The organism is Desulfatiglans parachlorophenolica, from assembly GCF_055394735.1.
In genome coordinates this window covers 4401399-4425239 of record NZ_AP042460.1, presented here as the reverse complement: position 1 = coordinate 4425239, position 23841 = coordinate 4401399, and the positions used below count along the sequence as shown (strand labels likewise).

The following is a 23841-nucleotide window of genomic DNA, read 5'->3' as shown; positions in this document are numbered from 1 at the left end:
CGCCTCCGGTAGGTAATGAGCGGGTCGGATGCACGGAAGGCGTCCGAGAGGCAGCCGAAAGCATCCGGCCCGGGCGCGCCCTCCAACAGACCTAACTGAACGGAATGGAGGCATCAAACATGAACCGAGAACTTTACCGATACAACTTCGACTCCAAGGTTCCGATCCGGGACGTCGAGGAGTCCCTTCTCCTGGCGGTGCTCGCCGCCGAGAGCCTTCACGGCCGATCGCTCGTGCGGCTGGACGCGTCCTTCTGCCTGGATTCGCACAAGCGCTCCTGCATCGTGGATGCGGCGACCGAAGTCGGCCGCGCCATCGCCCGCATCTTCACCGGTTTTCTCACCCGAGAGTTCGGCGAAGAGGCCTTCAAGGTCGAACGAGTGGGCGGGCCCCCGCCCGTCGGCCCCGAACTCAAAGCCACGGGGGCCGCGTGATGAAAGCGAAAACAACCACCACCTATTCGATGTGGAGCCTGTTCCGCAACTGCCGCAAGGCCTGCGAGTGGCGCTATATCCAGGAACTGGCTCCCCTGGAACGGGACCACAACCTGGCCTTCGGCACGGTGATCCACAAGTGCCTTGAGATCTGGCACAGCGGCAGGGACCTGGGACTCGTCCTCGATTTCATCGACCGGACCTACCCCAATCGCGCACAAGAGGAGGACCAGAAGCGGGAATGGCATCTGGCCGCGGCGATGATGAAAGGCTACGCGACCTGCTATGCGAGCGAGGAGTTCGATGTCGCCGCCCTCGAAAAGACCTTCGAGGGGGGCATCGTCAACCCGGCCACCGGCGCTTCATCCAGAAGCTTCGTGCTGGCCGGAAAGGTGGACGGCGTGGTCCGGATCGGCGACGAGCATTTCCTGATCGAGCACAAGACCGCCTCGCAGGTGGATGCGGACTACCTGGAGCGGCTCTGGACCGACTTTCAGATCGTCCTCTACTCCCGCTACGTGGAACAGACGCTCGGCATCCGCATCGCGGGCGTCCTCTACAACATCCTGGTCAAGGCCCGTCTGCAACAGGGACGCGGTGAAACCGAAGCCGAGTTCGAGGCGCGGCGGGCCGATCTGATCGCAAAGTCCAAGACCGGCAAGAGCAGCGCTAAACGCAGACTGCCGGAGAGCGACGACGAGTTCCAGGCACGGCTGGCCGCCAAATATACCGAGCCGGGCATGTTCCACCGGGAGATGCTTTACCTCTCCCGCGACCGGTTCGAAACCCTGCAGTCCGAACTCTGGGAACTGACACAGGCCTTTCTCGACGCTCGCCGTCGCGGCGTCTTCTACCAAAACACAGCCTTCTGTTTCCACTACCGCCGGTCCTGCGCCTATTTCCCGCTTTGCCGCGCCGACGGCAGCACCAACGTCATTGAAAACTTTTACCGCAAAGTCCCCCCGCACGAAGAGCTGCGGGACGAGACCTCGTTCGAAGAGGCTTCGGCTTTTTGAGGACCCCATAGAAAAGGAGAACCGACATGTTGCCTACGAAGAAAAGTCCCCCCAAGCAAGATCACGCCGATCTGACGGTGCTGGTTTACGGCCCGAGCAAGATCGGCAAATCGACCTGGTGTTCCCGGTCCGAAGGCGCGCTGTTTCTCGCCACCGAACCGGGGCTGAATTCGCTGGATGTCTTTCAAGTCCCCATCAGGAACTGGGAAGAGTTGCTGGCCGCCTGCGGCGAAATCGCCGAGGGCAAACATCCTTATAAGACCGTCATTCTCGACACGGTCGACAACGCCTACCGTATGTGCAGCGACTACATCTGCACGAAGTTCAAGATCGAACACGAGTCCGATCTCGGCTACGGCAAGGGCTGGGCGCTGATCAACAACGAGTTCCATCGTGTCCTGACCAAGCTGGCCTTCCTGCCTTACGGACTCGTACTGGTATCCCACTCCCAGGAAAAAGAAATCGAGACGCGGACAGGCAAGTACATCCGCATCATCCCGACGCTCCCCGACAAAGCCCGCAAGATCGTGCTGGGCATGGTCGACCTGATCCTCTTCTGCGACCTGGAAGTGTCGAGCGACGAGAGCGGAAAACCGGTCTACCGCCGCGTCATGCGCACCAAGCCCAGCCCGCACTACGAGGCGGGCGACCGCACGGGACGGCTTCCCGAAACCATCGACCTCAATTTCCAGGCTTTCATTGAAGCGTTCAACAGGCCGGCGGCCGCGCCGAGGGCGAGTGCCCCGCGGTCGGTGCCGGCACCGGGGGACGGGCAGGACAAGAAGCCCGCACCCGCCGGTAAATAAAACCCATAGATGGAGGAACAGACAATGCAGAACGAAGACTACGGACATTTCGACGAGCCCCGCGGCACCGAGGACATCGACCTCGCACAGTTCGACGACGATTTCGCGCATGCCGAGGTCGAAGAACGCGAGTTCGAGACCATCCCGGATGGCAAGTACCAGGTGAACGTGGAGAGGGCGGAGCTGACCCGTGCCCAGACCTCGGGCAACCCAATGCTCAAGTGGACGCTGCGCATCCTCGCCCCGAAGTTCCGGGGAAGACTCCTGTGGCGCAACAACGTCATGGCCACCCGCGAGAACATCAAGTGGCTCAAGACGGACCTGCACACCTGCGGGTTGGATCTGGACAAGCTCTCCGAGCTTCCGGCAAGCCTTTCGAAGCTCATCAACGTCAAGCTCGAGATCACCAAGCGCACGCGCGGCGAGAACGAGAACGTCTACATCAACCGGCGCATCGTGCTCGAAGACGGCGGAGACGAATACGACTCGGCGGCTCGTAACGCCCTGGCCCCGTTCTGACGTGAACCGGGTCACCGTCGTCGTCGACACGCGGGAGCAGGAACCCTACGCCTTCGAATCCGGTTGCACGGAGGTCGTCCGCCGCGCCCTCCCCGCCGGGGATTACTCCGTCGAGGGGCATGAGGATGCCGTGGCGGTGGAGCGAAAGACTCTCGAGGATTTCGTCTCCACCGTCATCCGCTCCCGCAAGCGGTTCACCAGGGAGCTGCGCCGTCTCTGCGAGTACGACGCCGCATGCGTAGTGGTGGAAGCGGATCTCCGGGACATTCTCGGCGGCCGCTACCGCTCCGGAGCGCATCCCAACGCCGTCCTGGGAACTCTGCTTTCCATCGTCGTCGACTTCGGCATCCCCGTGTTTTTCTGCTCCGACCGGCAGGCTGCCTGCCGGTTCGTGGAGGAATTTCTACACAGGTATCACCGGAAGGTATCGAGACGATGCGAACAAGATCAAACAACCAATCCGTAACCGTCCGCGGCCGCGTCGAGACGGTCTTTTACGCCGGGCCGCGGTTTTCCGCAGGCCGTCTCACGACGACCAACGGCGACGAAGTGCAGTTCGCCGGAAGGCTCTTTGCCCGTGAGAACGAACCGGTCGTGTTGAACGGCCGCTGGGTGACCCACCCGAAATACGGTCGACAATTCGAGGTCGAGGGAATGGAATACGACCTCGATCTGGACGCCGACGGTCTCGCCAACTACCTGGCCAACCACCCGGAGATGAAGGGCATCGGCCCGGTCAAGGCCCGTCTGATCGCCGAACGCTTCGGTCACGATTTCGACCGGATCATCACCGACGAGCCCGGACAAATCGCCGAGGCGGCCAGGCTGTCGCCGGATGCCGTGCGGAAGCTCCGCGCGGAGTGGCTCAAGACGCGGGAGACCAACAAGGCGATTACCTGGCTGGCCGCCTTCGATCTCACCCATCACCAGGTGACGAGCCTGGTCAAAAAGTTCGGCAACGACGTGCTGGGACTGCTCAAGGCAGATCCCTACATCATCGTGCGCGAGGTCCGCGGTTTCGGCTTCAAACGCGTGGACAAGATCGCCCGGAAGACGGGCACCGCCAAAGACGATCCCGCGCGCATCCGGGCCGGTGTTCTCCACTGCGTGAACGAATCGCTGGATCAAGGCGACTGCTGGATCGAGTTCGAGGAGCTGGTCGATCAAGCCAACGTACTGCTGGTCATGGACGTCCTCGACAGCCGGGACCGCATCGAGCAGGCGCTTGACCGGCTCATCGACGAGAAGGTCTTGGTCTGCGTCTCCCACGGCGGGAGGTTCCTCGTCGCCAAACCCGAAATCCGCGCGATGGAGGAGGACCTGGCCAAGGTCTTCCGGAACGGCGGAGCGCCCAACCCGCACTTCTCCGACCGAGACCGCCTGCCCGACATGGTCGCTGAAACCGCGCCGCAGCTCAACGCGGGTCAGCGGCAGGCCGCCGTCACAGCGCTTCGTCATTCGATTTCGCTCATCTCCGGCGGAGCGGGCAGCGGCAAGACCTTCACCGTATCCGCCATCACCGGCGTTTACGAGGAACAGGGGCTGCGCGTCATCCTGGCCGCGCCCACGGGCAAGGCCGCCAAGCGTCTCGAACAGGTCGTCGGCCATCCAGCGGGCACGATCCACCGGCTGCTGGGTTTCAACGGCAAAGACTACGCCCGGGGACCGGCCGATCCCCTCGACGCCGACGTGATCATCGTCGACGAGGTCTCGATGGTGGATGTGCCCCTGGCCTGGCACCTCTTTCAGAGCATCGATCTCGAGCGGACCGCCGTTGTGCTGGTTGGAGACCACAACCAACTGCCTCCCGTCGGACCGGGCAATCTGTTGCGGGACCTGGTCCAGTCGCGGATGGTTCCCACGGTGCTCCTCGACCAGGTGGTTCGGCAGGCAGGCATCCTGAAGGAGAACTGCATCGCCGTCTTGAACGGCGAGGTCCGCAAGACGAGCGATGCCGAACCCTCCGGCCGCCGCGCCTGGTACGTCGTGGATCAGTTCACCGATCAATGGGACGCGCAGCGGTTCATACTGGACCTCTTCGAAAATGTACTCGTGGAACGCCTCGGGTTCGACCTGTTGACCGATGTCCAGCTTCTGACTCCGACCCACAAGGGCCCGCTGGGTACGCGCGATCTCAACTGCGAGCTCCAACGTCTGGTGCAGCGCAGACTCTGGAATGTCGAAGCGCCCTCGACGCCCCCCGGTCGCCGGCCCAAGTTTCTCGCGCATGACAAGGTCATCCAGACCCGGAACAACTACGAGATCGGCGTCATGAACGGCGCGATGGGCGTGGTGCTCCACGTCGGCCGCGACGGTTCCCTGAGCGTGGACTTCGACGGCATCCCGGTGGAGATCGAGGCCGGTTCGCCCAACCTGCAGGACATCCAACTCGCCTATGCCCTGACGATCCACAAGGCCCAGGGCTCCGAGTTTCCATGCGCCGTGGTGGTGGTCCACAAGGCCCACTCCTTCATGCACCACCGGAACCTTCTCTACACCGGCGTCACGCGGGCCAGACAGACGACGGTCCTCGTCGGGGACCGCTGGGGCATCTCGAACTGCGCCAAAAAGAGGAAACAGGACGACCGCCGAACGTTCCTCTCCCTCCTGCTGGACGCAGGTCGCCTTGAGGAATCCCGTGTTCCCGCGACGACCGGCCGGTAGCGAATGGACATTCTTGGAGCGGAGCGCGCATGGCATTCGAACGTCAGGACAACGTGAGGGAGTATTACCGGCGGATCACCGAGGTCGACATCGGTGCGGTCGCCCGGGATCTGCTTGGCGCTCACGTCCTGCATGAATCCGACCGCCTGCTCCAATGCGACTGTCCGAACCACAGTAGCCAATCGCACCGGTCCCTTCATGTCATGCTCGACAAGCAGGGTTGGTATTGCTTCGGCTGCGGCGTGGGCGGCGATGTGCTCCAGCTCGTGGAGTTCATCCAGTCGGGCCAGGTGACTCGGGGCCAGTCCGGCCCCATGCCGGAGAGCCATCAGCATGCCCGCGATTTCCTCGCGGCCAAGGTGGGCCTGCCGTCTTTGGCCAAGCACGGACTCTCGCCGGAGGAACTTGCCGAAGCTGAGGCGGAGCGCCTGGTCGAACTGCGGGTCCACGATGTGCTGACGGCCCTGGCGGAACGCTATCACGGGCGGCTCAAGGACAATCCCGAAGTCCTCGAATGGCTCCGGTCCAAGTACGGCCTTTCCATGGAGACAGTCGACAGGCTCCTCATCGGCTATGCGGACAACTACGGCGACGAGGGCATCGTCCGGAAGTTGACCGGCAAGGAGCGCGGTTTCTCCCCGCGGGATTTGGCGGCATCCGGCGCGTTTCGTCCCACCAACCAAGACGGACTCAATCCGTTCTTCGACCGGCGCATCGTGTTTCCCTACTGGAGCCGCGGCCGGATCGTGTTCATGATCGGCCGCAAAACCCCGTGGACACCGGACAAGCCATGGGAACAAGGAAAGTACAAGAAGTTACCGGTCCACGACGAAAACACCCGCAAACACATAGCCCCGTGCATCGACAACAGTCATCTCTACAACGAGGACTGTCTGCTCGCCGGACCGGAGCGGTTGATCATCACCGAGGGAGTGACCGACTGCATCTCGCTTATGGAACATGGATTCCCGGCCGTGTCGCCGGTGACCGTCCGTATCCGCGAGGCGGATTGGGAGCGGCTGCTGCCGCGTCTTCGCAACGTGAAGACGGTCTACATCTGCCAGGACAACGAGATCTCGCAGGCCGGGATGAACGGCGCGCTCAAGACCGCAACGGTCCTTTCCGAACACCGGATACAGACCCGGCTTGCGGTTCTCCCCCTGGACGAAAGACGCGAGAACGCCCGCCGGGAGTTGCGGGAGCGGTTCGGTCTCGACGCGGTGGTGGGACCCCGCGAGCTCGCCAAGCGTCTCGACGGCCGGAATCCGGAGGAAATCCGCGAAGCAGAGCGTCTGCTCTCCGAAGCCAAGATCGATGTCAACGACTACTTCGTGGCGGGTCACTCGGCCCAAGACTTTGAAGATCTGCTGGCGAAGGCCGAGACGCCCTTGGAATTCGGTATCTCCCATCTGCCGACCGACGTCTCGGAGGAGGAGCGCAACCGGCTGCTCGAACCGATTCTGCGTGAAGCCGCGTACCTCTCCCCGCTGGAACAGAACCGCCATCTGAAACTCGTTCAGGAGCGGTACGGCAAAACGGGACTCTCGCTGGCCACGCTGCGCGAACAGGTGCGGGCGGTGAAGAAAGAGCAGAGGTCCCAGGCCAGACAGGAACGAAAGCGGGAGAAACGTTCGTCGGATGCTTCTCCCGGATCGTGCCGGGCGCGCATCGAGGAAGTGCTGCTCGCCACCGAAGAGGAGCGCGGCGCACCCGATTTCACGCTCGCCGCCGAGGCTGCCTACGATTGGTTCGCGGCCCACGGGGCCCGGTTCTTCCGCACGCCGCAGGGCGAGCCGTTCATGTTCTTCGAAGACGCGATCCTGTGGATGGATACGCCGGACCGCGGCCGCAAGCGGCTCTACGCGTCCCTCATGTACAAGCACACCGGGATGGTGCAGACCACCGGTGGCGGCAGGACGTTCTACGAGGTGCTGGCGAACCTGGCGGTGGAGCGCGGGCAGGTGCGGGAGCATTTTTCCTGGCTTCATACGGATGTGGCCAGGGAAACGGTCTACTTCAATCTGAACAACACCGACCACGAGATCGCCAAGATCACTCCCGAGGGGGTCGAAATCCTCAAGAACGGCGGCAATGCGGACGGCGTCATCCTGGACGGCTCGCGGAAGCTGGCACCGATTCGCTTCCTTGCCGACGCCGATCCCGCGGAAGCCGACCGGCTTCTTGTGGACCTGCTGCTCGACAATCTCACCTGCGCGCCGGGGGATCGGGTGCTGATCCTCTCGTGGCTTTCCTGTTTCCTCTTGATCGATTTCGCCGGCACAAGGCCCATGACCCGGTTCGAGGGTCCCGCGGGCTCGGGCAAGACCACCGCGAGCAAATTGATCTCGGCGCTGCTCTACGGCGAGCCCCAGCAGAAGAAGAGCACCGACGCAGCCAACTACACCGACGGCTCGCAGAACCCGCTCATTGTCCTCGACAACATCGAGGTCAAGCAGATGACCGAGGACCTGACGACCTTCATCCTGACCAGCATCACCGGCATCGCCAAGGAAAAGCGCAAGAGCGGCACGGACACCGAGACGGTCATCGAACGGACCAAGTGCCTGCTCAACACCACGGGCATCGAGCCGCTGGGAGGGGAGCTCGCGGAAATCCTGTCCCGCTCGTTCATCATCCGCTTCGACATGGATGAGCAGGCGAGTGACTGTTTCCTCGAAGCGAAAATTCTGGCCGCGCTCCGGGAACACCGCGATCTGATCGTCTCCTCCCTGATGAAGCGCACGAGCCACCTGCTGGCCATGCTCCGGGCCGGCGCTCAAGAGAAGGTGATGCGGCTGTTACACAGAAGCCTCGGCAACCACAGCAAGCGGCGATGCAACGACTACCTGAGCCTCATGTACCTGATGATGCTCGCCGGTGAGCATCAGGAAGAGATCGACCGGGCGCTGGAAGAACTCCATCCGCAGTTCGTGGGCCGGATCGCCACGCTCAACAGCGTCAGCCTCGAGACCGCCCGCGAGTCCAATCCCATCGCCACCTGTCTGGCGGCGCTCTTCAAGGCCTACCGGCACGCGCTCGAAGCGGACCGGGAGAGCACCGCCATGAACGTCGCCAAGACCAACAAGGCGGCATTCCTCGAGCGCTACCAGATCGATTTTCGGAACGAGACGACCATCGAGGGCGCTCTGGCCCGCGACCTTTTCGTGGCCATCAAACGGCTGTCCAAGGATTTCGGTTTGTCCTTCAGCATGAACTCGGTGCAGCAGTTCGCCCAACGCTTCTCGAACGATCTGGACACCATCCGCCAGGCCGGGTTCGAGATCGCCGTCAACCGGTCGGAGCATTCCGTCCGGCGCACCGCCACCTACGACGTCACCTACCTCGTCTGATCCATTTTCCCGCCGACTCCTCCTTGTGCGAAGGGTACCCTTCGCAAACCGCGAAGGACCTTCGCGCCTGTAAACATCGTTAAATCAAGCTGTTGTGACGGGACTGCGAAGGTGCGAAGGGTTTCAGGGGTCCACCCCCCTTACTCAGAAAAAATACATCGCATGCCGTGACCGCGGGTCTCTCCTCGGACCACCTGCTTTTTTCCGCTCATACGTGAGTAATTCCCCCGGTAACCTTCGCACCTTCTTCTTCCTTCTTCATATCTAACAGCAATATCAATCATCTACAGCACCGCGAAGGCTCCTGCGAAGGTTCGAACCGCATTCATAGACCTTCGCACCTTCGCATCCCGGCGGTACAGGCTCCGCTCCGGTAGGTATCCCATGAAACGGAAACCACCCGATTGGAGCAGGGAACGTGAGCCTTCTCGAACTCATGATGCAACAGACCGCCGGAGGATCGGCCCCGGTCGATTCGAACGGCCAAGTCCCGATTGTCTCCGGGCAAGAGACAACGGAAGAGCAGCGCAGGGACGATCCTCCCACAGTCGAGCCCTCCGGAGAGACCGCGCTCTATGCGGCCACGAACCTGGATTCTTGGGAAACCGACAAGCCTCGACACTTCGCGCGGGACGTGGGCATCAACGGCGTCTGCTATCGCCGTCTGGACCCGGAATACTACGCATGGCTCCGGCACAAGATGGCGATGGCCAAGAAGGCGCTGGAATCAGGACGACTCGATCCCGCCGCCTTCGACGGATTGCGAACCCGCTTCAACGACATTCATGCCTGGGCCGTCGCGCGTTTCGGCGAGGACGACCTTCTCGCCGCCGTTCGGAGCCTTGACCCCAAGACCTATCCTCCGCCGACGCTCGGCACGGTTCAGCAGGACCAGCCGTCGTCCGTTTCACTTTCCCGTCCGGTCCCAAACCCTTCGACGCCGCCGGTCGAGCGATACCTGTACCCCAAGGACGGGGAGTGGCGCTTCACGGAGAAGGTCCCGCCTTCGGCCGTCGACAAAGTCGATGCCATCCGGGACCAGGCACTTTCCCTCGATTGGAGCGAGGCGCGGCTTTACCAGAACCGGGGACGGTTCCGCTTCCCCTGCGGCGAGGATTTCGGACTCGTCTGTTTCGTCGATGCCAACGAACGCATCGGCGAAGTGACCCGGCAGTACATCGAGATCATCGGCCCGCCACCGCGGGAGAACCGTCTTCGTTTCCACAACCCGGACGTGGATCAGCCATGGCTCAAGAGAACGAACCCCAAAACATGAAACGGCCCTACGGCAACGCCAGGGACATCCTGCCGCCCGATGTGCTCGACGCCGTCCGGCGGTATTTTACCGGTCTTCTCTGGGTGCCGAGCGATGTGGGCTTCTACGAGGAACGCCGCAAGCTCGTGCTGGCGCTCAAGGGACAAGGCGTGCCCACGCGCGAGATCGCCCGGCTTTCCGGCGTCACATCGCGCCGGGTGCGCCAGATCGTGGCCCAAAGCCGGGCCGAATCCACACCGACGCATTGCGATCCGCTCCGGTAGGTATCGAAGGGGTTTTCCCTGAAAGAGGGCGAAATCCGCCTTCCGCCCCGAACCCCGAGATGCCGAAACGAAAAACGCGGTGACCATGGCAGACGACAAGGCCCAAGACAGGATCGGAAAACACGACGCGGGTCAGCTCAAACGCTGGCACCGCAACGCCGCGCCCGCGCAGGAAGTACGGAAGGCCGCCAAGGCGCGGACCGGCAGCGGCGCAGTCCCGGGCAACCAGAACAGTTTGCGCCACGGCATCTACGCCGACCGCTTCCTCTCTGCAGAGGAGCGTCCCCTCTTCGAGGCCATCATCGGCCAGCTCTACCAGGACTTCGTGTTCAACAAGAGCTCTGACTTCATGCAGGTCGAGCTGGTGGCGGTCTACTTCCTCAAACTGGGCCGGGCCCAGGAGTCCGGCGACTGGGACGCAGCCGAACGGCTGGACCGAATGATCCGCTGCCACCTCAAGGACCTCAAGGCCACCAAGATCGCCCGTGAGGGCGAGGCATCCCAGGGACCGGAGACGACGCCGGCGGAGTGGGCCACGGCTCTCATTGAGAAGCTGGCGGAGTCGCAGAAAAAACCGGCCAGGAAAACGACCGCGGGAGGGAAAACGCGTAAATGAGGTCGGATAACACCACCGCCCGCCATGCAGCGACCCGCGAAACACGCGGACTTGCGGCCACCCCCGGCATGGGAATGTCGGATAAGACGTGTTCTCTGACATTCCGAAGCCGCCGGTCGGCGGAAGGTTCTGTCAATCAATGCTTCCGCCCGGCATCTCAAGGCTTCGATGCTGCCCGCATCATTGTCTGCGGATGTGTTCGGGGACGCGACTGTGGGCTGACTGTCTCTTGCCTCTGTCATTGCCTGTCCGAAGGCGGGAATGGAAAAGCGGCCCGGATGGACCGCTTGGTTTCCATGGTCGGTTGCGGTTCAGAGGCGCTCGAGGGCGTCCTCCAGAGCGCCGTCCACGAGGTGGGTGTAGACCTGGGTGGTCGACAGGTCCCGGTGACCGAGGGCGCGCTGGACCACCAGGATGTCCCCGGTCCGGCTGTAAAGGTGGGTGGCGAAGGTGTGCCGGAGCGCATGCGGGCTGAGCTTCTTGTCGATGCCCGCGGCCTTGAGCCAATACTCGAGCCGCCTGGCCACTTGCCGCTCGCAGAGCCGCTCTCCGCGGTTGGAGAGGAACATGGCCCGGCATTCGCCGTCGCCCCGGCGTCGGCGCTCGACCAGGTAACTCCGCAGGAGGGAGCGCAGGGTGGACTTTAGGAACTTCACTTGCGGGACGGAGCCCTTGGCGAGTACGCGGAGATGCTTGGCGTCGAGGTCTACGTCCTCGATGTCCAGGTCGACGAGTTCCTGCAGCCGGATGCCGGTCCCGAGGAAGAGTTCGATGATGACGCGATCCCGGACCGCCAGCGAGGATGCCCTGCCGCGAAGTTCCTTGAGCAGACGGCGCTTCTCGGCCTCGGTCAGGAACTTGGGCGGAGTCCGGGGAAGCCTGCGAAGGGTCAACGACCCGGCCGGATTCTCCCGGACAATCCCGTTTTGCTCGGCCCAGGTGAAAAACGACCGGACAGCCGCTTTTAACCGGTGCATGGACGCCGGCGACCGGACGCTGCCCCTGGCCGAGATCGCCACCAGCGGCGAGGTCAACGCCTCGTCGATCATGGCGCTGGTCACCTCGTCCGGGGCGGTTCCCGGATGGTTTCGGAGGAGAGTGTCGGACAAGTATGAGAGATCGCGCAGGTATGCGCTGATGGTGTTCTCCGAACGTCCCTCGGCGGTGAGCCTTCTGCCGAAGGCTTCCAAGGCGTCGGTGAAACAGGACCGCGCGTCTGAAGGCTCAGGATTGCTCAGCAACCGGAGCCTCGATGGCATCGTGTTCATCATCGCGCTGTCCTCCCTTCTTGGCGCTCCGGCCCATGGGCGTGTCCTTGGGCAGGGGCAGCTTGTCGATGCGACCGGTCTCCTTGGCCCAGATCAGAAACATGCGGAGCACCCGCTTGGTCTTTTCGACCGTGGGCGTGGACCGCTCCCGCCCGTTGGGCAGCTTGAGCAGCGCATCGGACTTGAAGAATTTTCCCACGTGCGGAATGAGGACGCTGGACAGCTTGCGCTCGGAACCGAAGAATGCCTCGATCTGCTCGAAGTCCTTGCCGTAGGTGTAGAGCGTCCGCTCCTTCTTCCCCTGGGTCCGCAGGTGTTCCAGATAGGCCTGGGCGGCCTGATGCAGGGTCTCGTTCATGACTTGTTCTCCTTTCGTTTGTTGAGTTCAGGTTTCCCGGACCGGATGCCTTGGAGTCGAAAACGCGCATCCGGCGTCTTCCTTCAAATGGCTCAAAGTCTTGTAATTCAAGGCTCCGCGCACATTCACATACAGGCTTCGTGTGCGCAGGAAGTCAAGGCGTTCCATCGGTATTTGCATGAATGTACAAACATTGCAGTGAAAGGCAGGCATTCGTGAAAAAGGAATTTGAACTCATATTGCGGGCGATTGTGGTTGCAATCCTGGCGGCATCGTTGGCCATGTTGTTTAAAATGGTCCCCTGGGGATTTTTTATGGCGAGGCCGTCTTAATGGCCCGCATGTCCGCCAAGGAGCGCAAACTGGCGGAGACCCTGGCGGACCCGGTCCTCTGGGGACAGGGATACCTGCGCAACCGCGACGGTGGGCAACGCATATACTGGCTTCACCAGGCCGAGGACCTTCTCTGTCCGGACAGGAACATCATCCACTTAGACGGGCGCGACGTGGGCAAGAGCGTCTGCATCACCACCGACGCCCTGCATTTCGCCTTCACCAACCGTGGCTGCCAGGGGCTCGTCGCCGCGCCCCACCAAGGGCATCTCGACACGCTGATCGAGGAGATCGAGTTCCAGCTCGACGCCAACCCGGACCTCATGGTCAGCGTTGCCCTCACCAAGTACGGCAAGCCCAAGATTCACCGCAAACCCTACTTCCGGCTCGAATTCACCAACGGCGCGATCCTCTACTTCCGTCCCGCCGGAGCTTACGGCGATGCTTTCCGCTCGCTGCACGTGGACCGAGTCTGGGTGGACGAAGGGGCGTGGCTCACCGAGCGGGCCTGGAAAGCCCTGCGCCAGTGTCTGAAGTCGGGCGGCAGACTGCGCATCTATTCGACGCCCAACGGGCTGCGCGACACGACCTATTACCGCTTGACCGGCTCGACCCAGTTCCGGGTGTTCCGCTGGCCTTCCTGGCTGCACCCGGCGTGGACCCAGGAGCGCGAGGCCGAGCTGCTGGAATTCTACGGCGGGCGGGACAGCGCGGGCTGGCAGCACGAGGTGGCCGGCGAACACGGCAAGCCTTCCTACGGCGCGTTCAATGTCGAGCACCTCAATCTCTGCCGACAGGACGTAGTCGAGTATCAGAAGGTCGTCGTCACCGGCGAGGAACTGCGCGGCTGCGCCACCGAGGAGGAATCCCACGACCGCTTGGAGATGCTGCTCAATCTCATGCCGCGGACCGGCGTCTTCTGGATCGGAGGAGACTTGGGATACACCAACGACCCGACGGAGATCGTCGTTTTCCAGGAAATCGAACTGCCCGAGCGCAGGATCGTCAAGCTGGTCCTACGGGTCCGCATGGAGCACGTGGCCTATCCCCACATCGCCCAGACCATCGCGCTTCTGGACCGGTATTACACAGCCGCGGGCATCGGTGTGGACAACGGCGGCAACGGGATGGCCGTCGTGCAGGAACTGCTTACCCTGGACAAGTACAAGGACCTGGCTCTTCAGGGACGGCTGCGCGGTTACGACTTCGGGGGCATGACCACCCTGGCCGTGCGCGACGGCCACGAGGTCAGGAAGCGGACCAAGGAATTCATGACCAGCCTTATCGCCGGGGCGCTGCAGCGACGACAGCTCGTGTTCCCCATCGAGGACCTGGAGATCGAGGACCAGTTCACCACCCACACCTACACGCTGCACGACGGACGCATCGTCTATTCCAAGGGCAACGATCACGTCATCGACGCCGTGCGCTGCGCCATGTTGGCCCGGGAGCAGTCCACCCTCAACCAAGTGGGCGAGGAGACAGTCTCCCTGGTGCCCCTGACGACCGAGCCGGTGTTTATCTGACCGAAACGTTTCTCTGAAACGTTTCTCTTGACATGTTACGGTCGTTACATTTAATTAGTTCCATGGAAACTAAGAACTGGCTGTTGCTCACATATAAAGTCCCTGCGGAACCCGCCAAAAAGCGAGTCGCCCTCTGGCGCCGGCTCAAGGGCATGGGAGCCGTCTATTTGCAGAACGGCGTTTGTTTGTTGCCCAGAACCGACGACCACGCTCGTCGCCTCAAAATGGTCGAGAATGAGATCTCCGAAATGGCGGGTGAGTCGGTCCTTCTGGAAACCGTTGCTTTGGACCAGGCGCAAGAAAACAAGGTGATTGCTCGCTTCAAGGCTGACCGCGACGAAGAGTATGTCGAGTTTCTCGGCAAATGTAAGGATTTCGAAGCCGAGATCGCCAAGGAAACCGAGGCCAACCATTTCACCTATGCGGAACTTGAAGAAAACGATGTCGACCTGAAGAAGCTACAGTCCTGGCTCGAGAAAATCCGCAAACTTGATTTCTACGGTGCAAACCTGGCGGACGAAGCCGAGCAGCGCTTGAAACATTGCGAGGCATTGCTGGACAGCTACGCGCAGCGGGTTTTCGATGCACACGACGAAAATCAGTAAATTGAAAGGGGATAAGAGGCATCCATGAAACTGACTGTACTTACCTACAACACGCTCTTCGCCGGACGCGATGGCAGCAATGACACACGCGCCAAGGCACAGATCAGCCTGATCAACGATCTAAAGCCCGATGTGCTCCTGATGCAGGAAGCCAAGGGATTTGACGCCAACGGCGGCGCGTGGCTCTATGCGATGGAACAGCAGATCGGCATGCGCGGCTTTCTGGCCGTTGCGCCGCGCACCGGGCAAAACATCGCCATCTTCATTCACGACTCGCTGCGTCCTCTGAGCTTCGATGCCGATGGCGTGCACTTCCACCATACGCTGGCCATGCTCAAGGTGGCCGTGCCCGGTACCGAACAGCCCATAACCTTCATCAGCGCCCATTTGTGCCCCAATGGCCCCGAGGTACGCCGCCGCGAAGCGGCGTATCTGGCGGTGCACGCGGCTCCGGAGCGGCTGACGCTAATCACGGGGGACTTCAACTCGGCTTCTCCACACGATCCGGAACCGAAGGACTGGTCCGCGCTCGCGACGCATCACCGCGCCCGTTACCTATCCGATGACCTGCATGGCATCGACCACAGCGTACTCGCCCATCTGGAGGCGGCAGGCTGGGTCGATCTCGGTTACAAACTGGACGCCGACAGGGTACCTACCGTCCCGACGGCAGCCTACCGCGACGCCGAGTTCGCCACCATGCGCTGCGACTACCTGCTGGCGTCCAAGGCGCTCGCAGCCTGCGCCAGCTCTTATGAGGTCATCCGTACACCCGCGACTGACATGGCTTCCGACCACTATCCTGTTTTGGCCACTTTCGAGGTGCAATGATGAATGAACCAGAAGAATTCATCATTGCCCCCATAGGAGACAACGTGGCAGACACAACGGCCACGAAATCTTCACGCTGGCTCAACCGTACTGTGGCCGGAGCGGGCATCACCAGTGCATTGGGTGACTTCTGCTATGAAACCACCACAGTGATCCTCCCCGGCTTTCTCGCCGTGCTTGGAATTCCAGCAGCGGCGCTCGGTATTATCGAAGGCATCGCCGATGCGGTGGCCAGCTTCACGAAAATGATTTCCGGTTACATCGCTGACAAACTGGGCCATCGGAAACTGTTGGTGCTGGTCGGGTACGGGCTGACCCCCGTCGGACAGGTGCTGATCGCTCTGGCGGCAGGCTGGCCATTGGTCCTGTTGGGACGGCTGGTATCGTGGTTTGGCAAGGGGCTGCGCGGCCCCTTGCGCGATGCCATCGTGACACAGTCCGTCACCCCGGAAACACGTGGACGGGCCTTCGGTTTTCACCGGGCGACCGACACGATTGGCGCGGTGGCAGGCCCTCTACTGGGGGTTGCGCTTCTCGGCCTGGCCCAGGGCTGGCATTGGAACGGTGCCGACGGACCTTTCCGCCTTGTGTTGTGGATGTCGATCATCCCAGGTCTGCTGGCGGTGCTGGCCTTTCTGACATTGGTCAAAGACCCGCAACATTCACCAAATCCCGCCCTGAAGTTTTTCAGTTCGTTGAAGGGATTGCCGGGACGATTCAAGCGCTATCTCGGTTCAGTCGGTCTATTCGGCATCGGCGACTTTTCGCACAGCTTGCTGATTCTGGCCGCCACGACGCTGTTGACATCCTCGCTGGGTGTTGTGAAGGCTGCCCAGGTGGCTGGGCTTCTTTATGTGTGGCGTAATGTCGTGCAGGTCGCGTTGTCCTATCCGGTGGGCATCCTGGCTGACCGCATCGGCCATTTGACGGTACTGATTGTCGGCTATGTGTTGGGAGCGCTGATGGCGATTCTGACAGTGTTGGCGTTCTGGATCGGCATCGACAGCATTCCCTTGCTGGCGGGTCTCTTCTTTGTCGCCGGACTGTATATGGCTGTGCAGGAAACGCTGGAATCGACCGTAACGGCGGAAATGGTTCAGCCTGAGACCTTGGCGATAAGCTATGGCGCTCTGGGCACCGTCAATGGAACGGCGAAATTCATTTCGAGTTCCTTGGTTGGGGTGTTGTGGACGGCATTTTCTCCCATGATCGGCTTCGGCGTCGCCGCACTTTTCATGGTCGCCGGAACAGTGGCTTTGATCCGACTTTCTCCACGATAATCCGATTAATCCTGCCTGAATTTGCGGCTCGGCCCACCCGATTCGAATGCTTCCTTATCAGACAAGTTGTAGCCAGCCGAGAAGAAGTGGCGGCAGTTTGTCTGAAAGGGCTGTTTATACCCACACTGTCGGGGAAAATGCACCCTAGGCATTTTTTCTCAAGTGCAGATGGTCTGCATTTGGATTACATACCAACTGTCATTCCCGCCTCTCCTCTCAACCAAGTGGGCGAGGAGACGATTTCTCTGGTGCCGCTGACGACCGAGCCGGTGTTTATCTGAATTACACGAGCGGAGCTTTCACGATTCTTCGTTGAGATATTCGGTGCTTGACGCAAATACATAAAACCCAGCTTCCCCTCTGGGTTCACCGTGTCAAAGTCAAGCGAAGCCGGTTTCTCTGGTCAAGACCGAAACCCACCCACCGACGTTCCTTCCCCGCCTCCGGTAGATAACCCCAGGGGCGGGCTTTCCCCGCCACACGGCGCGAATGTCGCGCCCACAAGGGCAAGAAACCGAGAGGACCCCGGTGGAAACACAAAGCAACCCGACATCCGACAGCCCGGCATCCGTATCGGGCGCTGAGCCAACACCGCTTTCAGCGGACGGTCTGGTGCTCGTTCCTCTTGCCGCCGCCGCAGCCTTGGACCCGTCCGTGTTCAGCAAGGTCAACGCGTCCGAAGCGATCCCGGCTTCCTGGGACGACCGGGCGCGCAGGGCCTGGGAGTATTACCTCGAAGAGCCGCTGGTGAAGAACTGCGTCAACTCCTGGCGCACCTTCGCCGTGGGCGACGAGATCAAGATCGCGAGCGATGATGAGAAGGTGAAGTGGGAGGCCATGGATGTCGCCGACCGCCTGAGCGTCTCCGAGTTCGTCAAGGACATGATCCTGCAGCTCTTGGTCAAAGGCGACGCCGTCGGATTCAAGCGCTACACCAAAGACGGCAAGGACCTGGAGGAACTGGTCTGCGTCAACCCGGTGTCGGTCAAGGTCAAGTATGCCCAGGGACAACTCGTGGAGGTTCTGCAGGTCCCCGAGGACAATCCGGGTGCGTCGGATGGTCTGGACCTGCCCGTGGAGCAGGTCCTACACCTCAAGTGGGACGCGCCGGCTTTCTCTCCACGGGGCAATTCGCTCGTCCTTCCTGCGTTTCAGTCCATCGAACTCCTGCGTGATTACCGCCGGGCCGAGCAGGCCATCGCCAAGCGCTGGGCTACGCCGTTCAGACTTCTCAAGGTCGGTGGCGCGTTCGGCCAGAAGATGGTCATGCCCGACCAGAAAATGCTCGAACAGGTCCGGGACATGGTCAACAAGATGGACCTCAAGAGCGGCTTGGTCGTCCCCTTCTACGTCACGGTCGAAACCCACGGCACCGAGGGGCAGGTTCTCAACGTCGAGGACAAGGTCAAGGAAGTGAAGGAGGACATCGTCGTGGCGCTTGGTCTCTCGCGGTCGCTGGTGACCGGCGACGGACCGAACTTCGCCACGGCCTCGGTGAGCCTCCAGAAGATGCTGGTGATGATCCGCGAGATCAAGCAGGCCGCCCGGATCATCCTGAACTGGGTATTCAACGACTGGCTGGAGCTCAAGGGCTGGGAAGACAAGACGCTCCAGTTCCTGTTCAACGACCTCGATCCCTCGGACGCGGTCGACTTCAAGCGCCTGCTCATCGAACTCTACGACCGCAAGCTCATCAGCCGTTCGAGCCTGCAATTGAAGATGGACCTCGACCCTGACATCGAGGCCGCCAACCGGGAGACCGAGAAGCGCTCGGTGGACATGCTCGACGAAAAGCAGATCAAGCCCATCGTCGATATGGTGGCCGCCGGGATCATGGGCGTCGAGACGGCCCAGGAGATGCTCGGACTCGATCCGGCGAAGAACCCGGCGGGAAGTCGCGCCGAGGCATCGTGGGCCGGGCCGTTCGCCCGCGCGAACATCGCCGCCGTCTGCGACGACTGCGCGCATTTCGACGGCGATCTCAACCACTGCCGGGTCCAGCGCAGCGAAACCACCTTCGATACCCCGGTCTGCCGCTTCTTCGACCCGAAGTCCCCCGCGATGGAACACGGCTCTGACCGGAAGGAAGAATCGACGTCCCGGCAGGCGGCGTGTCGGGAGTGCGCGGGATGATCGGTGCGCTCGCGGCCAAACTTCCGCTCTCCCAAGCCGAGGCCATCCGCCTGGCCACGGAGAAGAGCGTCCGCGCTCGCAATCTCTATACGGAGCAAACGGTCGCCGAGCTGACCGGGATGCTTGCCGGGGCTGAGGAGGAGGTCCGCCGCGCCATCCTCCGCTACAAGAGCCTCGGCTCTCTCCCCGACAACAAGCTCGCCGCTCTCGAAGGTCTCAAGAAACTGCAAGCCGACATCCAGGAGACCACGAGCCGCCTGCACCGGGAGCAGACGCTGCTTTTCCGGAAGACGGCCAAAACATCCTTCCGCCAGGGCATCTACCGAGGCATCGACGAGTTCGCCGCGGCCCAGCTTCCCTTTTACCGCGACTTGACCCCGGTGGGCATCGACAAGCTCGCCACCCGAGTATTCACCCTGGTGGACACCGATGCCCTCGATTTCATGACCAACTACAACCTGGTCCTGGCCGACGATGTCAACCGCGAGCTGGCCGACGGCATCAAGCGGGTCGTGATGGGCGGTGTCGCCACCGGCAAGGGCGTGGAGGACATCGTCCGCGACCTTGGGCGAGTGGTGAAAGACCCGGAGTCCTTCCGCTATGCCGGTTCCAAGGTGTTCACCAAGGCGCAGTATCGCATGGAGGTGATCGCCCGCACGGAGGTCCTGCGCGCCCACAACCAGGGGCGACTCAAATTCCACGACCAGGTCGGAGTCCGGAAGCTCGAATGGATGACCATGGAGGACGAGCGGGTTTGTCCGGTCTGTGGGCCTTTGGACGGCAAGGTGTTCGACACAAATCGCTTTCCCCAGCAGCCGGCCCATCCCAATTGCCGCTGCACGAGCGTGGTCGCGTGGCCGCTGGTAATCTGCGGAGGAGAGCTGGGGGCGAAGGCGACGGACGAACCCGCCGCGTGCATTATCCCGCCCCAGACCATCGAAGAGCAGGCCAAGGCCAAGGCCGCCGAGGAGGCGAAGCTCAAGGCCGCCTTCGAGGGTGGACAGATCGCCGATCTGAACACTTTGAGCGTGAAGCAACTTCAGACCCTGGCCAAGCAGAACGGCGTCTCCATCGCTCGGACCAAAGCCGACTTCATCCATCTGCTCGACGCGGCGGAGCCGGGCGTGGACCACTCCACCCTCGCCGGAGCCGCGCTCGATGCCAAGCGCAAGGAACATAAAATCGGCCTGCTCCGCGCCAAAGACGACCTGATCCAACTCCTGGCGCAGAAACAGGCGGCCCTCAAGCAGGCGCAGCAACTCGCGGACCAGCTCAAGAAAATTCCGCCGAGCGGCGGACTGCATGACCTCACCGTGGTCGAGCTCCAGGGGATGGCCAAAACCAAGGGCGTCTCCCTCAACATGACCAAACAGGACGTGATCGACCTGCTCGACGAACTCGAACCCGGTGTGGATCACACGGGGCTCAAAGGCGCGTCCCTGATCGACGCGAAGAAAAAGCACCACATCGGCCCGCTCAAGAACAAGCAGCAGCTTGTCAAGGCGCTGGAAAAAACGGCCGGTGAGGAGCTGGCGGAAAAGGCCAAAAAAGAAGCTCTCGAAGCAGCCGAGAAGGCCGCAATCAACAAAGCGAAGCAGGCCGTCGAGCAGACCGCGGCGAAGGTGGTCGTGCCGGACTCCCCCGCAGGATACGCCGACTTCCTCTCGGCGGTGAAAGAGGCGGAGGCGGCGATCTCTGCATCACCAAGTCTGCCAAAGGAAATGCTCGAAGGGCACGCCAAAGAGCTCGCCCTCAAGAAAAAGCTTTTCCAGGACCAGGTCGCGTCCATGAAGGTCGGCGACCTCAAGACCCTGGCCAAGGACACCAAGCTCAAGCACTGGCAGTGGGCGAACAAGGACGAACTGGTCACTCTGCTTACGGAGACCGACCCGGCCAAGATCGAGGCCGCCAAGACCGGCATCGAAACGAAACACGCCGCCTGGTTGGAAAAGCACGGCGGCAAAAAGAAGGTCGCCGCGCCCGAATCGGCGAAGCCCGCGCCGACTCCGAAACCGACACCACCATCTCCACCGACTTTCACGAAGAAAGGCACGCAGTTCGAGGAGGCGGACGCGGCCTGGATCGCCAAGGGAAAGCCGGGGAACTTCACGTCTGCCGGCAAGGCGCAGGTCGGCGGCGCGCACAGCAAGGAGTTCTGGACCGATGAAGCGGGTGACCGCTGGCTCTTCAAGCCGGTGGAACGGGCCGGTGACGAGTTCATCGCCTTCGGAGAGGAGGCTGCCTACAAGATCGGGCGGCTCATCGATCCGGACGCCGTTGAGGTCCGCACCATCCGTCTGAACGGACGCCTCGGCTCAATCCAGAAGTGGAGGACCGATCTCAAGGATCGCTTCGACTTCGCCGGATTGGACCTCACAGACCTCACCACCCTCGACATCGAGCAGATTCAGCGGGAGCACGTCGTCGACTGGCTGATCTCCAATCATGACGGCCATGCCAAGCAATTCCTGCGGGGTCGTGACGGGAAGGTCTACGGCATCGACAAGGGGCAGATCTTCAAATACCTGGGCGAGGACCGTCTGGCCATCGACTATCACCCGAACGCCAAGTACGGCGAACAAGAACCTTTTTACAATACGGTTTTCCGCGCCGCCAAGGAAGGCAAGGTCAAGGTCGACCCCGCGGCGACCCTTCGCTACATCCGCGAAGTGGAAAAGATCGCTGATGAGGACTACCTGGCCATCCTGCGCCCCTATGCCGAGGGACGGTTCGGGAGGGACGAGTCCCGCAAGCAGGCATTCTACGACACCGTCCTGGCGCGGAAACGGAACCTGCGCCGCGATTTCGAGAATTTTTATGCGGACGCGCTGGGCCGTCGGGATTTCCGCTTCGAGGATGTGCTGGAGGCGCTGCCGAAAACGCGCCTGGGTCCGACCGAAGAGGCGCTTCTTGAGGAGGTCCGTTCGCTCGGCTGGCAGGGGAAGGTCCTGCCCTTCGACGAGGATGATATCGAGGACCAAAACGCCCTGATATTCGTCGAGACCTTGAAGGGAAAGCAACGGACCGTGGTCAAGATGAAGGTTCGGCCCGAGGCGGAAGGCAAGCTCCTGGAGACATTGCGCAAGGCGGGAGTCGATACTGCGGCCGCGCGGGTGGGCGAGTCGCTGCCGCAGGACGTCTTCGCGCAGGATATATTGTCCGCGGTGAAGACGGTCAACCACCACGCTACGGACCAGCAGTACAACCAGGGGTCGCTCAAGAAGGCTACGGAACATCTGAAGGCCTTGAAGCGGTTGGCCGACTCGGCCGACCCGGACGAGCGGGCCATGGCCCGAAGCTACATCGATTGGATCGAGAAGGTCCAGGAAGCCGCCCGGGAACACAAACCGGTAGGCGGGCGCTTCGATGCCTATCTCAAGAAACACGCCGCGCCGGAAAAGAAATCGAAGGACGCTCCCTTCACCGTGCGGCGGACTAAGGTGCTTCAGGCCAAACGGGAGCTCAAGAACGGCGAACTCGTCGTCGTGGACGAAGCGGCGGACAACTCGGCACTCTTCCGCGGCCGCGCCATGAAGGCCGGCGAGCAGTACGAGATCGATTTCGGCGACGGCACACGCGCCGTGTATCGCCCCTGGTCGGACAAAAACCTCTATGCCCAACAGGGCGAATTCGAACTGGTCCTTCCGGACAGACCGGACGCCAAGAGTCTCGAGCGGGCCATGGAACGGATGGAATCGCTGGGCATCAAGGCCGGTGCGGCCACACCACAGGATGCCGAGCTTCTCTATCTTCACAAGCAAGCATACCTCGCCAAGGTGGGTCGCGAACCGGACTACAAGCGGCTGGTCGAGGATCTGGATCGCCGGGCCGCGGGCAAGGAAGAACGCGTCCAGGAAATACGCGGCTTCTGGGAAAAACGGCTCGGGGTGAAGGACATCACCCGCATGCCGGGCTACGACCCCATGGGCGAATACCAGGCTGCATTCAAGGACCCCGCCAAGCGCGCCGGCTACCGGCATCAATACCGCTTTGATATATCCGACGCGGATATCGAGAAACAGATGAAGGGGTACGGCCTCCACCACCGACTGACCAACGGCGAGGACGCGGTGTCGTTCATCGACGCGGCGCTGGGAAACAACGGAGCCATGGTAAGTACGGTCGAGAAGCTACGCGCCGGAGTGCCGGTGGGCGGGATGTCTCCGGAAGCCGACATGGACACCGGCGGAGCGAGCTACTTCTTCACCCGGATCAAAAAGCTCCCGACGACCGGAGGATCGTCCGACACAGGACTCTACTTCAAGAAACGGATGCTCCGGCGCATGGACGCAATCAGCTACGACCACGACGCCTTCGGACGGGTGCGGGACGAGTACGTCTCGAACCACCGAGGGAGCAACCCAGAGGAATGGAAGCAGTTCGCCCGTCGCAGCGGCAACGAGACTATTTTCAAATATTCGGTGACCTTGCTGGACAACATCGACGTGATCGTGGTCGGAAGCGAGCGGGAGAAGCAACGACTGCTGGAGGTGTTTCGCAACCGCAAAATCATGAAACTGCCCGACGGCCGTAAGGTCGAGGACATCGTGCTGGTGAGGTGAGC

18 protein-coding genes are annotated in these 23841 nt (G+C 61.8%); 16 read left to right on the top strand and 2 right to left on the bottom strand.

What is annotated here, in order from left to right:
- Positions 1-119: 119 nt before the first annotated feature.
- The 10 genes from ACZ500_RS20435 to ACZ500_RS20390 all read left to right on the top strand — a co-directional run bounded on the left by ACZ500_RS20435 (position 120) and on the right by ACZ500_RS20390 (position 10944).
- Positions 120-434, top strand: coding sequence for a hypothetical protein (locus ACZ500_RS20435; protein WP_464229303.1), 315 nt, complete (start codon positions 120-122; stop codon positions 432-434).
- Entirely contained in the window at positions 434-1450 is a 1017-nt protein-coding gene (locus ACZ500_RS20430; protein ID WP_464229302.1) for a PD-(D/E)XK nuclease family protein, read from the top strand. The genes ACZ500_RS20435 and ACZ500_RS20430 overlap by 1 nt, the downstream gene beginning before the upstream one ends.
- A 26-nt stretch (positions 1451-1476) precedes the next feature.
- Entirely contained in the window at positions 1477-2256 is a 780-nt protein-coding gene (locus ACZ500_RS20425; RefSeq protein ID WP_464229301.1) for an ATP-binding protein, read from the top strand.
- 9 nt (positions 2257-2265) lie between these two features.
- Positions 2266-2775 (top strand): DUF669 domain-containing protein, encoded by a 510-nt coding sequence (locus ACZ500_RS20420; RefSeq protein WP_464229300.1) that lies wholly within the window; start codon positions 2266-2268, stop codon positions 2773-2775.
- A 1-nt stretch (position 2776) separates the two neighbouring features.
- Positions 2777-3241, top strand: a complete 465-nt coding sequence (locus tag ACZ500_RS20415; protein ID WP_464229299.1) for an ERCC4 domain-containing protein — start codon at positions 2777-2779, stop codon at positions 3239-3241.
- Positions 3211-5439 (top strand): SF1B family DNA helicase RecD2, encoded by a 2229-nt coding sequence (gene recD2 / locus ACZ500_RS20410; RefSeq protein ID WP_464229298.1) that lies wholly within the window; start codon positions 3211-3213, stop codon positions 5437-5439. The genes ACZ500_RS20415 and recD2 overlap by 31 nt, the downstream gene beginning before the upstream one ends.
- Positions 5440-5468: 29 nt before the next feature.
- Entirely contained in the window at positions 5469-8789 is a 3321-nt protein-coding gene (locus ACZ500_RS20405; protein ID WP_464229297.1) for a CHC2 zinc finger domain-containing protein, read from the top strand.
- Between the two features lie 418 nt (positions 8790-9207).
- Positions 9208-10065, top strand: coding sequence for a hypothetical protein (locus ACZ500_RS20400; RefSeq protein ID WP_464229296.1), 858 nt, complete (start codon positions 9208-9210; stop codon positions 10063-10065).
- Entirely contained in the window at positions 10062-10328 is a 267-nt protein-coding gene (locus tag ACZ500_RS20395; protein WP_464229295.1) for a helix-turn-helix domain-containing protein, read from the top strand. Before ACZ500_RS20400 ends, ACZ500_RS20395 begins: the two co-directional genes overlap by 4 nt.
- A gap of 85 nt (positions 10329-10413) precedes the next feature.
- Positions 10414-10944: a hypothetical protein gene (locus tag ACZ500_RS20390; protein ID WP_464229294.1), complete on the top strand. Its 531-nt coding sequence runs from the start codon at positions 10414-10416 to the stop codon at positions 10942-10944.
- A 311-nt stretch (positions 10945-11255) separates the two neighbouring features.
- Here the strand turns inward: ACZ500_RS20390 and ACZ500_RS20385 are convergent, their stop codons facing one another.
- Positions 11256-12215: a tyrosine-type recombinase/integrase gene (locus tag ACZ500_RS20385; protein WP_464229293.1), complete on the bottom strand. Its 960-nt coding sequence runs from the start codon at positions 12213-12215 to the stop codon at positions 11256-11258.
- Positions 12169-12570 carry a hypothetical protein gene (locus tag ACZ500_RS20380; RefSeq protein WP_464229292.1) on the bottom strand — a complete coding sequence of 134 codons (402 nt, stop codon included), beginning with the start codon at positions 12568-12570 and terminating at the stop codon, positions 12169-12171. Before ACZ500_RS20380 ends, ACZ500_RS20385 begins: the two co-directional genes overlap by 47 nt.
- 331 nt (positions 12571-12901) lie before the next feature.
- Between ACZ500_RS20380 and ACZ500_RS20375 the strand changes: the two genes are divergently transcribed.
- From ACZ500_RS20375 to ACZ500_RS20350, 6 genes are all read left to right on the top strand, one after another.
- Positions 12902-14428, top strand: coding sequence for a terminase large subunit domain-containing protein (locus tag ACZ500_RS20375; protein ID WP_464229291.1), 1527 nt, complete (start codon positions 12902-12904; stop codon positions 14426-14428).
- Positions 14429-14490: 62 nt separating this feature from the next.
- A complete protein-coding gene (locus ACZ500_RS20370; RefSeq protein WP_464229290.1) occupies positions 14491-15033 on the top strand; it encodes a Chromate resistance protein ChrB in 543 nt (180 codons plus the stop codon).
- 24 nt (positions 15034-15057) lie between these two features.
- Positions 15058-15864 (top strand): endonuclease/exonuclease/phosphatase family protein, encoded by an 807-nt coding sequence (locus ACZ500_RS20365; protein ID WP_464229289.1) that lies wholly within the window; start codon positions 15058-15060, stop codon positions 15862-15864.
- On the top strand, positions 15861-17144 hold the full coding sequence (locus tag ACZ500_RS20360) for an MFS transporter (RefSeq protein WP_464229288.1): 1284 nt from the start codon (positions 15861-15863) through the stop codon (positions 17142-17144). Before ACZ500_RS20365 ends, ACZ500_RS20360 begins: the two co-directional genes overlap by 4 nt.
- Before the next feature lie 612 nt (positions 17145-17756).
- Positions 17757-19277, top strand: coding sequence for a phage portal protein family protein (locus ACZ500_RS20355; RefSeq protein ID WP_464233099.1), 1521 nt, complete (start codon positions 17757-17759; stop codon positions 19275-19277).
- Positions 19274-23839: a phage head morphogenesis protein gene (locus ACZ500_RS20350; protein WP_464229287.1), complete on the top strand. Its 4566-nt coding sequence runs from the start codon at positions 19274-19276 to the stop codon at positions 23837-23839. The genes ACZ500_RS20355 and ACZ500_RS20350 overlap by 4 nt, the downstream gene beginning before the upstream one ends.
- Positions 23840-23841 lie beyond the last annotated feature (2 nt).

What these genes read in the sequence shown, in the direction of transcription:
- ACZ500_RS20435 (WP_464229303.1), top strand. Translation starts at nt 120, where the DNA reads ATGAACCGAGAACTTTACCGATACAACTTCGACTCCAAGGTTCCGATC.
- ACZ500_RS20430 (WP_464229302.1), top strand. Translation starts at nt 434, where the DNA reads ATGAAAGCGAAAACAACCACCACCTATTCGATGTGGAGCCTGTTCCGC.
- ACZ500_RS20425 (WP_464229301.1), top strand. Translation starts at nt 1,477, where the DNA reads ATGTTGCCTACGAAGAAAAGTCCCCCCAAGCAAGATCACGCCGATCTG.
- ACZ500_RS20420 (WP_464229300.1), top strand. Translation starts at nt 2,266, where the DNA reads ATGGAGGAACAGACAATGCAGAACGAAGACTACGGACATTTCGACGAG.
- recD2 (WP_464229298.1), top strand. Translation starts at nt 3,211, where the DNA reads ATGCGAACAAGATCAAACAACCAATCCGTAACCGTCCGCGGCCGCGTC.
- ACZ500_RS20405 (WP_464229297.1), top strand. Translation starts at nt 5,469, where the DNA reads ATGGCATTCGAACGTCAGGACAACGTGAGGGAGTATTACCGGCGGATC.
- ACZ500_RS20395 (WP_464229295.1), top strand. Translation starts at nt 10,062, where the DNA reads ATGAAACGGCCCTACGGCAACGCCAGGGACATCCTGCCGCCCGATGTG.
- ACZ500_RS20390 (WP_464229294.1), top strand. Translation starts at nt 10,414, where the DNA reads ATGGCAGACGACAAGGCCCAAGACAGGATCGGAAAACACGACGCGGGT.
- ACZ500_RS20385 (WP_464229293.1), bottom strand. Translation starts at nt 12,215, where the DNA reads ATGATGAACACGATGCCATCGAGGCTCCGGTTGCTGAGCAATCCTGAG.
- ACZ500_RS20380 (WP_464229292.1), bottom strand. Translation starts at nt 12,570, where the DNA reads ATGAACGAGACCCTGCATCAGGCCGCCCAGGCCTATCTGGAACACCTG.
- ACZ500_RS20375 (WP_464229291.1), top strand. Translation starts at nt 12,902, where the DNA reads ATGGCCCGCATGTCCGCCAAGGAGCGCAAACTGGCGGAGACCCTGGCG.
- ACZ500_RS20370 (WP_464229290.1), top strand. Translation starts at nt 14,491, where the DNA reads ATGGAAACTAAGAACTGGCTGTTGCTCACATATAAAGTCCCTGCGGAA.
- ACZ500_RS20365 (WP_464229289.1), top strand. Translation starts at nt 15,058, where the DNA reads ATGAAACTGACTGTACTTACCTACAACACGCTCTTCGCCGGACGCGAT.
- ACZ500_RS20360 (WP_464229288.1), top strand. Translation starts at nt 15,861, where the DNA reads ATGATGAATGAACCAGAAGAATTCATCATTGCCCCCATAGGAGACAAC.
- ACZ500_RS20350 (WP_464229287.1), top strand. Translation starts at nt 19,274, where the DNA reads ATGATCGGTGCGCTCGCGGCCAAACTTCCGCTCTCCCAAGCCGAGGCC.